Below are 14071 nucleotides of genomic sequence, written 5' to 3'. Positions count from 1 at the left end.
GTATGAATGAAATGAATTTATCGAAACGATTAAAAAAAGTCGCGGACTTTTTACCAGATGAGGCAGTCTTCGCTGATATCGGCTCAGACCATGCCTATTTGCCATGCTATGCGATTCTGCATCAAAAAGCAGTGAAAGCCATTGCTGGTGAAATTACTGATGGACCGCTTCAATCGGCGCAGCAGCAAGTACATAGACTTGAATTAGATGAACAGATATCGGTCAGAAAAGGAAATGGCCTTGAAGTCATTGAAAAAGGCGAAGTGAATGCAGTGACGATTGCAGGTATGGGCGGGGCACTCATCGCAAGCATTCTAAATGAAGGAAGGCATAAGCTCGCAGGCCATGAGCGGCTCATTCTTCAGCCGAATATCCATGCCCACCATATTCGTTTATGGCTTTATCAAGAGAGGTATGAATTGATAGATGAAGTCATTTTAGAAGAGGACGGCAAAATATACGAAATCATCATCGCTGAAAAAGGCGATAAAGATAAAGCCTATAAAGGAATGTCACTTGAAGCAGGCATGCTGGTTGGTCCGTTTCTTGCGAAAGAGCAAAATGACGTTTTCCAGCGCAAGTGGATGCAAGAGCTTCAGCATATGGAGAAGATAGAAAGTCAAATTCAGCAGGCGGCGCGGACAGAAGAAAATAAAGAACGTCTTGAAGAGCTGAATGCGAAAATAAAGATGCTAAAGGAGGTTTTGACTGTTGGCTAAAACAGTAAACGGGCATGAAATCATCCAATTATTTGAACAATTCTCACCAAAGGCATACGCCATGGAAGGGGATAAAATTGGTCTTCAGATTGGGACTTTAAATAAAAAAGTAACCAATGTGATGATCACCTTGGATGTGTTAGAGAATGTAGTAGATGAGGCGATCGAGCGAAAAGTGGATCTTATTATTGCTCACCATCCGCCGATTTTTCGACCATTAAAACATGTAGCGACGGATCAGCCGGCTGGACGGATCATTGAAAAATGCATCAAACATGATATTGCGGTATATGTGGCACATACGAATTTAGACGTAGCTGATGGCGGAGTCAACGACCTGCTTGCTGAGGCCTTAGAGCTTGAAGAAACAAGAGTGTTAGTGCCGACATACGAAGATCCAATCAAACAGCTTGCTCTGTATGTCCCAGAGGAATTTGAAGAGGCCATCCGGACAGCTTTAGGAAATGCGGGCGCCGGCCATATTGGCAACTACAGCCATTGTGCGTTTTCAAATGAAGGGACAGGCAGCTTTTTGCCATCAGAAGAAGCTGAGCCGTTTATTGGTGAATCGGGTCAATTAGAATTTGTGAAAGAAGTGCGGATTGAAACCATTTTCCCAGCAAGTATAGAAAAACAAGTGATTCGCGAAATGATCAAAGCACATCCTTATGAAGAAGTCGCCTATAGTGTACACACGACAGACCTTCCTCCTATTCAAAAAGGTCTTGGCCGTATTGGAGAGCTAAATGAGCCAATGACACTGAGAGATTTCACACAATTTGTGAAAACGAAGCTGGATGTGAATGGTGCTCGTTTTGTAGGAGACCAAAACGCTGTTGTGAAAAAAGTGGCGGTGCTTGGCGGAGACGGAAATAAATACATCCATCAAGCGAAAAGAATGGGTGCAGATGTGTATGTGACAGGAGACCTTTATTTCCATGTTGCGCACGATGCCATGATGCTAGGGCTGAACGTTGTGGACCCAGGACATTATGCTGAAAAGATTATGAAAGAGGGCGTAAAGGCGAAGCTTCAATCGCTATGTGCGGATAAAAAATATGACGTACAGCTCTTTGTTTCTGAATCAAACACAAACCCATTTCAATTTATGTAAACAAAAAACGTCAGAGCATATCCGCTCTGACGTTTTCTTATTTCTTTGTTTTGACGCGAGGTAAAATTTTAGAAAGAGGGACGGTTCGTTCAATCTTCCAAGTTGTTTCATCATCTGGTTCATAGTTTTCTAAGAAACGAATGACTTCCTTTGTAATAGGTGTTGGTGTTGAAGCACCAGCAGTAACGGCAACGGTTTTGACGCCCTGCAGCCATTCCAGCTTGAGTTCACTTAAGTCGCCAATACGGTAAGCCTGCGTTCCGGCAATCTCCATTGACACTTGTGCGAGACGGTTAGAGTTATTACTTTTTGGATCGCCGACAACAATGGTTAAATCGGCTTGGCCAGCTTGCTGCGATACAGCTTCCTGACGCACCTGTGTCGCAAGGCAAATTTCTTGATGATACTCGACGTGAGGGTATTTCTCTTTAATCAGCTCCATCAGGTCGTGGACATCCCATTGAGACATCGTCGTTTGGTTCGTGATGAGCAGTTTTTCTGATGTTAAATCGAGTGCCTCAATGTCAGCTTCTGTTTCGACAAGATGTACCTTGTCAGGGGCTACTCCGACAGCTCCTTCTGGCTCAGGATGACCCTTTTTCCCAATATAAATAATGTCATAGCCATCGGCTGTTTTCTCTGAAATGAGTTCGTGTGTTTTCGTTACATCGGGACAGGTCGCATCAATGGCGACAAGGCCTTTTTCTTCTGCGATTTGACGAACCTCAGGAGAAACCCCGTGAGCTGTGAAAATGACTGTTCCACTTTCAACCTGCTTTAAAATGTCTAAGCGGTTTGGTCCGTCCAGTGTGTAAATACCATCTTCTTCGAAGGCATCAGTGACATGTTTGTTGTGCACAATCATACCTAATATATAAATTGGGCGTGGCAAGTTCTTATCAAGTGCGGCATTTTTAGCAATGACCATTGCATCCACAACGCCATAGCAATAGCCACGCGGCGATATTTTAATTACATTCATTTATTCGTCCTCCTGTAGGGAAGTGCTGCTAGAGAAGAACAATATAAAAAGCCGTAAAAAACGGCTTTTTATCATTCTCTTGCTTCCATTATAGCCAAAGTAAGCGTATATATCAAAGATTGTTATACGCAGTGAACACTTCGCCGTTAAAAGATCACTAGACATATAGTTTTGGAACAGAGCTGCCAGATCTTTTTTTCGGTTTTGCTTCAGGAGCAGGTGATGTGTGAGGTGCTGTTTTTTTGACGAGGATGTCTTCTGGTTCTTTATTTTTTTCTATTTCGTCAGTTTGTGCTTCTTCCTCGTGCACTTCTGTTTCCGCGCTGGTCTCCGTTGATTCTGCATCAGCATCATTTGCACTTTCTTCATCATCATCCGCACTGCCAAGCTGGCTGTACAGTTTAATCATCGCCGGCAAATTTCTCACTAAAGGACCGTATTGCTGAATCATTGGCGTAAATTGCTGCGCCATCCCGAGCACTTTTTGAACATTTCCTAACATGCTTGAGAGGGTCGCAGGATTTGTGAAGCTCTGGATTCCTTGTAATCCCGCACCACCTCCAGAGACTCCAGCTCCTCCTGCGCCAGGAAGAAATTTAGAGAGCATGCCTTTAATTCCTGCTCCGCCGCCTAGTGCACGGCTCTCACCTCCTGGAATTCCGCCCATCCCGGGTAAACCGCCTCCCTGTACAGACGGGGAGCGAGGCATCATTTGCTGAAATGGATTGCCTTGCCCTTGAAAAGGCTGTTGGATAGGAGGCTGCTGCCCTCTTTGAAATATTCCGGGCTGTCCGCCATTTCCAAGGTGCCGGCGTGAGGGACGGCGCGGCTGAAAATCGCCCATAGGCCTTTGCCCTAACATACTTGTACCTCCCTTACTGCATTCTCTTTCTCTTCATAGGTTATGCAAGGAAGCACCAATTGGTTTCCTGTAGGAAAAGCGGACATGGTTTTTTTACTGAAAATCAGCTATAATGAGGAGATGAGCAAAAAGGCATTGCCTTAAGGAGTGAAAACATGAAAGAAACGAAATTTACGACATATGAATTAAAGCCTTTTATTATAGATGCTATTCATGAACTAGGCTTTTATGAGCCGACTGATATTCAAAAAAGAATCATCCCTGCTGTTTTAAAAGGAGAAAGCGTGATCGGCCAGTCACAAACAGGAACAGGAAAAACTCATGCCTACTTACTGCCGCTGATTCATTCAATTGATCCAAGCAAAGAGCAGGTACAAGTAGTGATTACTGCACCTACAAGAGAATTAGCCAATCAAATTTTCAAAGAAGCTCAAACGATTTTAAAGAATGCTTCTCCAGAAGAAGAGATCAAAGCAAAGCTTTACATTGGCGGAACGGACAAGCAGAAATCAATTCAAAAGCTAAAAAACCAGCCGCATTTGGTTGTCGGTACACCTGGACGTATTGCTGACCTCATTCATGAGCAGGCGCTGAATGTTTACAAAGCGACCTCTCTTGTTATTGATGAAGCTGATTTAATGCTGGATATGGGATTTTTAGAAGATGTGGACCGTATTGGTGCACAAATGCCAGAACAGCTGCAAATGCTTGTGTTCTCTGCAACCATCCCAGAAAAACTAAAGCCTTTCCTGAAAAAATATATGGACAATCCAAAGTATGCGCATGTTGAACCAAGACGGATTACAGCTGAAAACATTCAGCATATTTTAGTTCCGTCTAAACAGCGTGATAAATTAAAATTGCTCCATGAAATGGTGACGAATGTACAGCCATATTTAGGGATCATTTTTGCCAATACAAAAACAACTGTTGATGAAATCGCATCGTTCCTACAAGAAAAAGGAATGAAAATCGGTGTGCTCCATGGCGGATTGACGCCGCGCGAACGTAAAAAAGTCATGAAACAAATTGAAGATTTGGAGTTCACTTATATTGTGGCATCAGATCTTGCAGCTCGCGGGATTGACATTAAAGGCGTCAGCCACGTGATTAACTATGAACTTCCATCTGATCTTGATTTTTATGTGCACCGCGTTGGAAGAACAGCTCGTGCGGGTTCATCTGGAATTGCCATGACCATTTATGAGCTGGCTGATGAGGATGCACTCATTCAAATTGAGAAAATGGGTGTTGTGTTTGAAAACAAAACAATTGTTCATGGCGAATGGCGAGATGCAGATGACCGTCTGAAGCGTCAAAGACGTAAAAAAGCCCCAAATGAAATTGAAGAAAAAGCAAAACGTCTTGTGAGAAAACCGAAAGCCGTCAAACCTGGATATAAAAAGAAAATGACACGTGAGATGGATAAAATCAAAAGACAGGAACGTAGAAAGTCAAAGCGTAATGGAAAGTAGGGGGAAACATTGTTAAAGATTGGTTCACATGTATCCATGAGCGGAAAACATATGCTTCTTGCAGCGAGTGAGGAAGCTGCCTCTTATGGTTCGAATACGTTTATGATTTATACAGGTGCACCGCAAAATACGCGCCGTAAAAAAATTGAAGACCTCAATATTGAAGCTGGACAAGCGCATATGAAAGAGCATGGCATGACGGATATCGTCGTGCATGCTCCGTATATTATCAATATTGGAAATACAGTGAATCCAGCGACATTTGAGCTTGGTGTAGACTTCCTTCGCTCTGAGATTGAACGTACGGAAGCGCTGGGAGCAAGACAAATTGTTCTCCACCCGGGTGCGCATGTCGGAGCAGGGGCAGAGGCAGGGATTCAAAAAATCATTGAAGGTTTAAACGAAGTCATTGTGAAAGGTCAAGAGGTTCAAATTGCACTTGAAACAATGGCGGGAAAAGGATCAGAGTGCGGAAGAAGCTTTGAAGAGCTTGCCCAAATTATCGACGGAGTGACACATAACGAAGCTCTTTCTGTCTGCTTTGATACGTGTCACACGCACGATGCTGGTTATCCGATTGTGAGTGACTTTGATGGTGTATTAGAAGAATTTGATCGAATTGTTGGTATTGACCGAATCAAAGTTCTTCATATTAATGACAGTAAAAACGTGCAAGGCGCAAGAAAAGACCGACATGAAAATATCGGTTTTGGTGAAATTGGTTTCGATGCACTGAGCTATATTGTGCATCATCCGCAGCTTCAAGATGTGCCGAAAATTCTAGAAACGCCTTATGTAGGTGAAGATAAAAAGAACAAAAAACCACCTTACAAATTCGAAATTGCCATGCTGAAAGAAAAGCAATTTGATGAAGGCTTACTAGATAAAATTACGGGTCAGTAAAAAAGGATGCAACATGTTGAGGTGCCGCTAAATGCGGCCCTTTTTTGCTTAACTTGTAAACTGGTTAAACAAATCATTCACAGTCTGTGCTGTCTGTTTAGAAGTAATCGCTTCCACTTGCTTAAGAAGCCGGTGACGCTCTGAGTCATTAAAAATATTGATGTTTTTCCCGTTCATGAGTTTGGCCACCTCAGCAGCTTGATGAGACGTTAAACTGACGCCATACTGTTTCGCATACCTTAACAGATCATTTGCTGTGATCTGATTGAGCCGCTGCAGGACAATTTTTTGAATTAAAATCAATTCCATTCCTCCCCTCTGTAACAATGTATGGGCGAAAACGGAAAATGTGCAAAAAATTTTATTTTATTCTGTGAAATGATAAAATAGTAAAGTGGATAAAATGTTCATTGAAAATTTAACATGTGTAGAAGGGAGAACGTATGGCAAATAGTAAACAGCATAGAAAGGAATCGGTGCCTCATTTTATTTTGAGAATTTTTCTGATTCTAGTAGGAGCTGCATGTGCAGCAGTCAGCATTGAATTATTTTTAGTGCCAAACAATATTATTGATGGAGGCATCATCGGCATTTCGCTTATTTTGGATTATCTCTTTACAGATAACCCGTTTATTAATTTCGCGACGATTGTTGTCATTTTAAATATTCCATTTATGATATCAGGATACAAGCATATTGGGAAAACCTTTCTCATTTCCACTGTGATTGGGATTGTCAGCTTAGCCGTGATTGAATCTTCACTTCATCATGTGGAGGCATTTACAACACAGCCGATCTTAGCCACTGTATTTGGCGGGCTATTACTTGGATTTGGTGTTGGACTTGTCATCCGTAATGGAGGTTCAATGGATGGAACAGAGATCTTGGGAATTCTTCTGACGAAAAAAATTCCTTTCTCCGTCGGTGAGTTTGTCATGATCGTCAATGTGTTCATTTTTATTTGGGCGGGCTTTGTTTTCGGACCAGAGCAGGCTATGTATTCTGTCATGACATATTATTTGGCAATGAAAACAATTGATGCTGTCATTCAAGGGCTTGATGAAACAAAAGCTGTCATTATCGTCTCAGACTATTATGATGAAATTTCAGATGCGATTCTGCATCGACTCGGCAGGGGAACGACAAAGCTGAGAGGAAAAGGCGGCTATACAGATGAAGAAAAAGATGTCATCTACGCCGTTGTCACAAGGCTTGAAATTACAAAGCTGAAATCCATTGTATTTGAAATTGATGACCAAGCATTTATCACGATTATGGATACGCATGAAACAAAAGGCGGTAAGTTCAAAACAGCCATTCATTAGCTTTTATTTTACTTTTTTATCTTTCTTTTATATAATGAAATGTATGTATGGACAGAGAAAATGGCAAAAGCCATTTTCTTTTTGTTGTATAAATCGTAATCATTCTTTTTATATTGATTAAAGGTGGAAAGATTCATGGCAAAGCCAATTATTGAAATGAAGGACATTTCGTACTCGTATGGACAGCGAAATGTCATTGATCACATTCATTTAACAGTAGAGGAAGGAAACTTCCTAGCACTTGTTGGACCGAATGGTTCTGGTAAAACAACCTTATTAAAATGCCTGCTTGGGCTCATTAAACCGCAGCAGGGTGAATTAAAGCTATTTGGCACGCCTGTCTCAAAATTTAGAGACTGGGATCAAATTGGATTTGTTTCTCAAAAGGCGAATAGCTTTAATACAGGTTTCCCTGCTTCTGTATATGAGGTCGTCGCAAGCGGACTGACCGCAAAAATTGGTTTGTTTAAACGAATGAGCAAACAGGATAAATGGCAAGTGGAAGATGCCATTCGCTCAGTTGGCATACAGGATTTAAAGCATCAAAACATCGGTGAGCTTTCTGGCGGCCAGCAGCAGCGTGCATTTATTGCCCGTGCGCTTGTCAGTCAACCGAAGCTGCTCATTTTGGATGAGCCTACGGTTGGGGTTGACCAGCGGACAGTAGAAGGCTTTTATCAGCTGCTCGAAACATTGAACAAAGAAAAAGGAATGTCTTTAATTCTCGTCACACACGACGTTGGCACCGTTTCTGATAAAGTCACCCATGTGGCTTGTTTAAATCAGACACTGCATTTCCACGGGGATGCAGAAGCGTTTGATGCAATGGATGATCAGGCGCTATCCCAATTTTACGGGCATGACATTCAAGTGATTCATCACGATCATCACCATCATGGGGGACATGAATAATGCTATTTCCATTTTTTCATTATGAATTTTTACAAAATGCGTTTATCGCAGGGTTACTGATTGGTTTTATTGCGCCCTTACTTGGTGTATTTATTGTCGTAAGAAGGCTTTCGCTTATTGCAGATGCCCTCAGTCACGTATCACTTGCCGGTATTGCCGCAAGTCTATTTCTTGATAAAAAGTTTGGTCTTTTGACAGGGGTAAGCCCGCTCTACTTAGGGATGGCTTTTTCTGTTGCCGGTTCATTGTTTATTGAGCGCCTGCGCTCTGTGTATAAGCATTATCAGGAACTTGCCATTCCCATCATCTTATCAGGTGGTATTGGGATTTCCGTCATCTTCATTTCACTAGCGAATGGCTTTAATACAGATTTGTTTAGTTATTTATTCGGAAGTGTCAGTGCGGTTTCAAGACTTGATCTTTGGCTTATTGTAGGGATCTCACTCGTTGTTGTGTTAGTTGTTGTGCTTTTATATAAAGAATTGTTTCTGCTTTCTTTTGATGAAGAGCATGCAAAGGCTTCTGGTATTTCAGCAAAATGGATTCATTTTATTTTTATCTTAGTCGTTGCACTTGTCATTGCGGCATCGATGCGGATCGTCGGTACACTGCTTGTGTCGGCGCTCATGACGCTTCCTGTTGCAGCAAGTATCCGCATTGCCAAAGGATTCAAACAGGCGATTTTCCTTTCGATCTTGTTTGGTGAATTGTCTGTATTGGCCGGATTGATTTTAAGCTATTATCTTGATTTAGCGCCAGGCGGAACCATTGTGATGCTGTCTATCTTGATTTTAATCGGGTGTATTAGTATTGGGAAATTCAGAAGGGGGAATCAACATGAACGTACAAGAAGCGCTTGATTTATTAAAGGAAAAAGGCTACAAATATACAAGCAAACGTGAAGATATGCTTCAATTGTTTTCTGATTCTGATAAATACTTGACCGCTAAAAATGTGCTGACGGCACTAAGTGAAGATTACCCGGGTCTCAGCTTTGATACGATTTATCGAAACTTGTCACTATATGAAGACCTTGGAATATTAGAAACAACAGAATTGTCAGGGGAGAAATTATTCCGTTTTAAATGTTCATTTTCCCATCATCACCATCACTTTATTTGTCTTACATGCGGGAAAACAAAAGAGATCGATGCCTGCCCTATGGACAAGCTCGACGCCGATTTAGAGGATTATCATATTAGCGGACATAAATTTGAAATATATGGAACGTGTCCTTCCTGCGAACCGAAGGAAGTTCACTCATGAAAAAGCCAGCCATGGAGCTGGCTTTTTTGTTTTGTCTTTTGAAAACGTTTTACAAAGGGAGGCTGTTTCATTAAAATGAGATCAAGGTACTACTTTTTTAAGTAAAGGGAGGGTTAAATGTGGCCTATTACGTCGTGTTTGATGTAGGCGGGACGAGAACAAAACATGGATTAATGGATCAGGATGGGGAGCTTGTCACAAGTGGTGACTATGAAACGAACTGCCGGCAGCTTGAACCGTTTTTAGAAGCCATGGCGGATGTGGTCAGGCAATATCAAAGGATGCAGGATGTCAGCGGTATTGCCATCAGTCTTCCAGGTTTTGTGGACAGTGAATCAGGTTATACAGAATTTGCAGGCGCCATCATCGCCTTAAATGGCCAAAATGTAAAAACACTTTTAGAAAAGAAAACGTCTATTCGTGTAGAAGTGGAAAATGATGCGAACTGTGCAGCTCTCGCAGAAAAATACAGCGGTCATGCAAAAGATTGTGACAGCTTTATTTGTATGACAATTGGCACGGGTGTCGGCGGGGGTATTTTTGCTAATGGTCAGCTTGTGCGCGGTGCATCCTTCCGCGGTGGTGAATTTGGCATGATGCTGACAGAGACGGAAAATGGCCAGTTTACAACTCTTAACAGCAGCGCTTCAACGGCTGGATTAATTCGGAGCTATAAAGAAAAGCAAGGAATTCCGCAAAGTGCTCAAATAGACGGTCAAGAAATTTTTGAAAAGGCGAAGTATGATCCGGCCATTGAGAAGCTGGTGGATCAATGGTACAAGCGAATCGCCATTGGCGTTTACAATGTAGCGACTGTTCTTAACCCGGAGAAAATCCTCATTGGCGGAGGCGTAAGTGCAAGATCAGATTTATTACAAAACATTGAAAAACATTTACATACACTGCATGCGTGGAAGAACATTCAGGTGAAGCTGGAAACTTGCTACTACTTGAATCAGGCAGGCATGAAGGGGGCACTGTACCATTTCCTCATGAAAGAAGGGCAGCTTGCTCCATCGAAAAAGCCGATACATTAAATGTATCGGCTTCAGCGTGTAGACTATTCCTCGGGTTTGTTCCGCTTCGGTGCTCGCTCAGTTACATTAATAAGCAGTTTGCAGACGCTGCTCGTATTGTTTGATCCACTTAGATGCTTCCTGCCAGTTGTTTACGCGTATAATTCTGTCGTCAATTGGCATCTGGTTATAAGGGGAGTTGAAAAGTATAACCGGGATGTCAGCCTCTTTTGCAATCATTGTGGCATTGCCATGATGGTCTTCAAAAAATACATCAATTCTGTGCTTTTGAACGGCTTCCAGCTTATGATGACCGCCAACTAGCTCAATAGCATCATAGTGCACATCATGTTCTTGAAACCACTTGTAGGTGATATCCGAATGCTGCTGCCTTCTTGCTGTAATATAAATCAGTCTGTGCTGCAGCTTCATTTCGTCGAGGATCTCTTTTGCACCCTCAGCAGGCATTGCCTGTTTATAAATAAGAGGCTCGTACTGATCCATCCAGCCCCAAAATTCTTCTTGAGAAATCTTTAAAAGCTTCGTCAAATCATACTCTGTCATATCATCTAGTGTCATGGCACATTGGAACGACTCATTTAAGTAGGGGACAAAGGTGTCCTGTGCCGTCACTGTACCATCAATATCAATTCCTAAACGTAACATGCCCACACTCCTCATTTTTATACTCTTAAAGTGTAACATAATCAATTCACAATTCCAGCAAGTTTTAGCAATCATGAAACAGACATATTTGCTCATACTAAAAAAGCTCCTTTCTATTAACCAAAAGGGGGAATTGATCATGGAAAGAGACGAGGATTTCAGAAGAAATGATCGTGAAATCGACACACACTTTAGTAATGATGATGGCTATTTAGAGGAAACAGCTGCTGAAATTGCAGAGCCATATCAAGCTTCAAGAGATCGAGAAGATAGACGAGGACGTGACCAAGCAGGTGACGATTCAGGCAGTAAAGGGATAGGCTATACAGCACTCGCGATTGCGATTATCTCATTATTTGTCTTGCCGGTGCTATTAGGGGTAGCGGCAATCGTCGTTGGTTATATTGCAAGAAGAAAAGGAGCACATGCGCTTGGCGCGTGGTCAATTGGGATCGGAATTGTTTCCGTCATCCTAGGCATATTTATCACCCCGTTCTTTTAACAAGAACAGAAAAACGCCTGACTATGACGTCAGGCGTTTTTTGTTAGGCATTCGCTTGTTTTTCTTTTTCAGCTTCCATTTTCGCATAATGTTCTTCAGCAATTTTATCGATTTCTTTTTTCAGTTCTTCGACCATTGTTTCTTCCGGTACCTTACGAACAATTTCACCTTTACGGAACAATAAGCCTTCGCCTCTAGCGCCTGCGATACCGATATCCGCTTCACGTGCTTCACCTGGACCGTTAACAGCACAGCCGAGAACAGCTACTTTAATCGGTGCTTTGATTTTAGAAATATATTCTTCGACTTCATTTGCAATGCTGATGAGGTCAATTTCAATTCGTCCACAAGTTGGGCAGGAGATCAGTGTTGCTGCATTTGATGCAAGACCAAATGATTTCAACAATTCACGTGCTACTTTTACTTCCTCAACTGGGTCAGCGCTTAATGAGATACGGAGTGTGTTCCCAATCCCCATATTCAAAATAGCGCCTAGTCCAGCTGCACTTTTGACTGTACCTGCAAATAACGTACCTGATTCTGTAATCCCAAGGTGAAGAGGATAATCAAAGGCTTTAGCCGCTTTTTCGTATGCTTCAATTGCAAGGTTTACATCAGATGCTTTCATACTGACGATGATGTCATGAAAGTCTAGGTCTTCTAGAATTTTAATGTGATGCAGTGCACTTTCGACCATACCATCTGCTGTTGGATAGCCGTATTTATCAAGAATTTTTTTCTCTAATGAACCAGCGTTTACGCCAATACGAATGGGAATGCCTTTTTCTTTTGCTGCTTTGACAACCGCTTCGACTTTTTCTCTTCTTCCGATGTTTCCTGGATTGATTCGGATTTTGTCTGCGCCTGCTTCAATCGCTTTCAGTGCAAGCTTGTAGTCAAAATGAATATCCACAACAAGCGGGATGTTAATTTGTTTTTTTATGTCCGCAATTGCATTTGCTGCACGCTCATCTGGACATGCGACACGCACGATTTGACAGCCTGCCTCTTCTAAACGTTTAATTTCAGCGACTGTCGCTTCGACATCATGTGTTTTGGTTGTTGCCATACTTTGAATGACAACCTCATTATTTCCACCTATAGTTAAAGGTCCCACTTTGACGGGACGCGTTTTAGTACGATGTGTGACTTCACTCACTTGTCAATCGCTCCTTAGTGTACAAGCAATCATTTGCCATGTACGTCGTGTTTTACAGTTCATATTGTAACAGTCTCTTTGTATGAATGACAAGGAATTAACGTTTTATCTCTTATAGACAGGAAACTTATATGTGCTGCCTGCCATGATTTCGTTCGCCTTGACACCTTGATTCAGCTCCTCGAAATCTTTAATGACATCATCAAGTGGCTTGCTTGTATGTACGATGGAGAGGACAGTGTCACCTTGTTTAACAGTGACATTCTTATAAGTCTTTTTCTCAGCTGTTTGAAGCGCACTTGCTGGGACAGCTGGGTTTTCCTCAACAGGGATGGTTCCATTTTTCAAATCAAAAAAGATAATAAAGAGGACAAACAAACTGATTAGTAAAAAAAGAATTCGCCGCATTTTACTCACCGCTTTTAAGAGTTTACTTCAGTCTATGCATGTCCTGAAATGATAGAACCAAAAAGAGGAGAAAAGCTGGAAAGGATGGTTCTAGTCCGTTCTAGTATGTCTTGTAATAAAACTGCTTGGGTCGTTTGTGTAAATAGGAGGGCAAGCTCATATGACGATTATGATAAAATAAAAAAGGGGGAGATTTAATGAAGAAAGTTAGTCAGCATATATATTGAGAACACTAACAGAAAATGATGCAGAATCACTGTTAACATTAGAGCTTGAGAATCGCTCATATTTTCAGGAATTTACACCTTTGGTCAAAGATGATTTCTTCACGTTACCTCGTCAAATTGAACGAATTCAGCGGAGTAGGCAAAGAATTGCACAAGATGAATCTTACATGCATGGTATTTTCTTAAATGAAACAGGTGCTTTAATTGGGACGATCTCATTAAGCTCTGTCGAAAGAGGTCCGATAGAAGGAGCTTGGCTCGGGTATGTACTCGATCAAAGGCAGGGCGGAAATGGATATATGACAGAAGCCATTCGTTTAATCATTGACTTTGCCTTTTTTGAGTTGAATCTCCATCGTATTGAGGCTGGAGTAAAGCCAAGTAATAAGGGTTCCATTCGTGTACTTGAAAAGACAGGTTTTGAAAATGAGGGACTAAATCGTAAAAAAGTAAAGATTAATGGAGTGTGGGAGGATCACTATTTGTTTTCGATCATCCATCCAGATGAGTCCTAGCATGAATAGACATAAAAAGC

Annotated in this window: 16 protein-coding genes and 1 pseudogene; 11 read left to right on the top strand and 6 right to left on the bottom strand. The window is 41.8% G+C overall.

From position 1 onward, the window contains the following. Positions 1 to 2 precede the first annotated feature (2 nt). Positions 3 to 719, top strand: coding sequence for a tRNA (adenine(22)-N(1))-methyltransferase TrmK (locus NSS80_RS12650; RefSeq protein ID WP_317221931.1), 717 nt, complete (start codon positions 3 to 5; stop codon positions 717 to 719). Next, a complete protein-coding gene (locus NSS80_RS12645; protein WP_025092953.1) occupies positions 712 to 1833 on the top strand; it encodes a Nif3-like dinuclear metal center hexameric protein in 1122 nt (373 codons plus the stop codon). The genes NSS80_RS12650 and NSS80_RS12645 overlap by 8 nt, the downstream gene beginning before the upstream one ends. Positions 1834 to 1870: 37 nt before the next feature. On the opposite strand, the gene NSS80_RS12640 is transcribed toward NSS80_RS12645, so the two are convergent. Next, on the bottom strand, positions 1871 to 2815 hold the full coding sequence (locus NSS80_RS12640; protein ID WP_024423011.1) for a 4-hydroxy-3-methylbut-2-enyl diphosphate reductase: 945 nt from the start codon (positions 2813 to 2815) through the stop codon (positions 1871 to 1873). Positions 2816 to 2972: 157 nt separating this feature from the next. Then, complete coding sequence (gene vrrA / locus NSS80_RS12635; RefSeq protein WP_025092954.1) at positions 2973 to 3677, bottom strand: VrrA/YqfQ family protein; 705 nt, start codon at positions 3675 to 3677, stop codon at positions 2973 to 2975. A 155-nt stretch (positions 3678 to 3832) separates the two neighbouring features. Between vrrA and NSS80_RS12630 the strand changes: the two genes are divergently transcribed. Together NSS80_RS12630 and NSS80_RS12625 are read left to right on the top strand one after the other, a co-directional pair. Next, positions 3833 to 5152 carry a DEAD/DEAH box helicase gene (locus NSS80_RS12630; protein WP_024423009.1) on the top strand — a complete coding sequence of 440 codons (1320 nt, stop codon included), beginning with the start codon at positions 3833 to 3835 and terminating at the stop codon, positions 5150 to 5152. A 9-nt stretch (positions 5153 to 5161) separates the two neighbouring features. Continuing rightward, positions 5162 to 6055 carry a deoxyribonuclease IV gene (locus NSS80_RS12625; RefSeq protein ID WP_024427965.1) on the top strand — a complete coding sequence of 298 codons (894 nt, stop codon included), beginning with the start codon at positions 5162 to 5164 and terminating at the stop codon, positions 6053 to 6055. A 48-nt stretch (positions 6056 to 6103) separates the two neighbouring features. Here the strand turns inward: NSS80_RS12625 and NSS80_RS12620 are convergent, their stop codons facing one another. Then, positions 6104 to 6358, bottom strand: a complete 255-nt coding sequence (locus tag NSS80_RS12620) for a DUF2624 domain-containing protein (protein WP_034621575.1) — start codon at positions 6356 to 6358, stop codon at positions 6104 to 6106. Between the two features lie 140 nt (positions 6359 to 6498). Between NSS80_RS12620 and NSS80_RS12615 the strand changes: the two genes are divergently transcribed. The 5 genes from NSS80_RS12615 to NSS80_RS12595 all read left to right on the top strand — a co-directional run bounded on the left by NSS80_RS12615 (position 6499) and on the right by NSS80_RS12595 (position 10595). After that, positions 6499 to 7380: a YitT family protein gene (locus NSS80_RS12615; RefSeq protein WP_024427967.1), complete on the top strand. Its 882-nt coding sequence runs from the start codon at positions 6499 to 6501 to the stop codon at positions 7378 to 7380. A 135-nt stretch (positions 7381 to 7515) separates the two neighbouring features. Next, positions 7516 to 8292, top strand: coding sequence for a metal ABC transporter ATP-binding protein (locus tag NSS80_RS12610; RefSeq protein ID WP_025092955.1), 777 nt, complete (start codon positions 7516 to 7518; stop codon positions 8290 to 8292). Beyond that, entirely contained in the window at positions 8292 to 9152 is an 861-nt protein-coding gene (locus tag NSS80_RS12605; protein ID WP_024427968.1) for a metal ABC transporter permease, read from the top strand. The genes NSS80_RS12610 and NSS80_RS12605 overlap by 1 nt, the downstream gene beginning before the upstream one ends. Then, positions 9130 to 9558, top strand: a complete 429-nt coding sequence (locus tag NSS80_RS12600; RefSeq protein WP_003217433.1) for a Fur family transcriptional regulator — start codon at positions 9130 to 9132, stop codon at positions 9556 to 9558. Before NSS80_RS12605 ends, NSS80_RS12600 begins: the two co-directional genes overlap by 23 nt. Positions 9559 to 9677: 119 nt before the next feature. Further along, entirely contained in the window at positions 9678 to 10595 is a 918-nt protein-coding gene (locus NSS80_RS12595) for an ROK family protein (protein WP_024427969.1), read from the top strand. A gap of 66 nt (positions 10596 to 10661) precedes the next feature. Here NSS80_RS12595 and NSS80_RS12590 read toward each other — a convergent pair whose 3' ends face one another. Continuing rightward, positions 10662 to 11240: a hypothetical protein gene (locus NSS80_RS12590; RefSeq protein WP_342498323.1), complete on the bottom strand. Its 579-nt coding sequence runs from the start codon at positions 11238 to 11240 to the stop codon at positions 10662 to 10664. Between the two features lie 139 nt (positions 11241 to 11379). On the opposite strand from NSS80_RS12590, the gene NSS80_RS12585 reads away from it, so the two are divergent. Continuing rightward, complete coding sequence (locus tag NSS80_RS12585; RefSeq protein WP_024423002.1) at positions 11380 to 11742, top strand: DUF308 domain-containing protein; 363 nt, start codon at positions 11380 to 11382, stop codon at positions 11740 to 11742. Positions 11743 to 11785: 43 nt separating this feature from the next. Here NSS80_RS12585 and ispG read toward each other — a convergent pair whose 3' ends face one another. Continuing rightward, positions 11786 to 12901 (bottom strand): flavodoxin-dependent (E)-4-hydroxy-3-methylbut-2-enyl-diphosphate synthase, encoded by a 1116-nt coding sequence (ispG, locus tag NSS80_RS12580; RefSeq protein WP_024423001.1) that lies wholly within the window; start codon positions 12899 to 12901, stop codon positions 11786 to 11788. 105 nt (positions 12902 to 13006) lie between these two features. Continuing rightward, the gene (locus NSS80_RS12575; protein WP_317221933.1) at positions 13007 to 13309 is read right to left on the bottom strand and encodes a hypothetical protein; all 303 of its coding nucleotides are present in this window, start codon (positions 13307 to 13309) and stop codon (positions 13007 to 13009) included. Positions 13310 to 13506: 197 nt separating this feature from the next. Between NSS80_RS12575 and NSS80_RS12570 the strand changes: the two are divergent. Then, positions 13507 to 14051: pseudogene (locus tag NSS80_RS12570) on the top strand (GNAT family protein). The last annotated feature ends 20 nt before the right edge of the window (positions 14052 to 14071 follow it).

This window comes from Bacillus sp. FSL M8-0350, from assembly GCF_038593345.1.
In the GTDB taxonomy this organism is placed as follows: Bacteria; Bacillota; Bacilli; order Bacillales; family Bacillaceae; genus Bacillus; species Bacillus safensis.
Note: the sequence above shows the minus strand (reverse complement) of the source record. Positions and strands in the feature narration are given on the sequence as shown.

Coding starts and splice junctions, on each gene's coding strand:
- NSS80_RS12650 (WP_317221931.1), top strand. CDS start 3: ATGAATGAAATGAATTTATCGAAACGATTAAAAAAAGTCGCGGACTTT.
- NSS80_RS12640 (WP_024423011.1), bottom strand. CDS start 2,815: ATGAATGTAATTAAAATATCGCCGCGTGGCTATTGCTATGGCGTTGTG.
- vrrA (WP_025092954.1), bottom strand. CDS start 3,677: ATGTTAGGGCAAAGGCCTATGGGCGATTTTCAGCCGCGCCGTCCCTCA.
- NSS80_RS12630 (WP_024423009.1), top strand. CDS start 3,833: ATGAAAGAAACGAAATTTACGACATATGAATTAAAGCCTTTTATTATA.
- NSS80_RS12615 (WP_024427967.1), top strand. CDS start 6,499: ATGGCAAATAGTAAACAGCATAGAAAGGAATCGGTGCCTCATTTTATT.
- NSS80_RS12610 (WP_025092955.1), top strand. CDS start 7,516: ATGGCAAAGCCAATTATTGAAATGAAGGACATTTCGTACTCGTATGGA.
- NSS80_RS12605 (WP_024427968.1), top strand. CDS start 8,292: ATGCTATTTCCATTTTTTCATTATGAATTTTTACAAAATGCGTTTATC.
- NSS80_RS12600 (WP_003217433.1), top strand. CDS start 9,130: ATGAACGTACAAGAAGCGCTTGATTTATTAAAGGAAAAAGGCTACAAA.
- NSS80_RS12590 (WP_342498323.1), bottom strand. CDS start 11,240: ATGTTACGTTTAGGAATTGATATTGATGGTACAGTGACGGCACAGGAC.
- NSS80_RS12585 (WP_024423002.1), top strand. CDS start 11,380: ATGGAAAGAGACGAGGATTTCAGAAGAAATGATCGTGAAATCGACACA.
- NSS80_RS12575 (WP_317221933.1), bottom strand. CDS start 13,309: ATGCGGCGAATTCTTTTTTTACTAATCAGTTTGTTTGTCCTCTTTATT.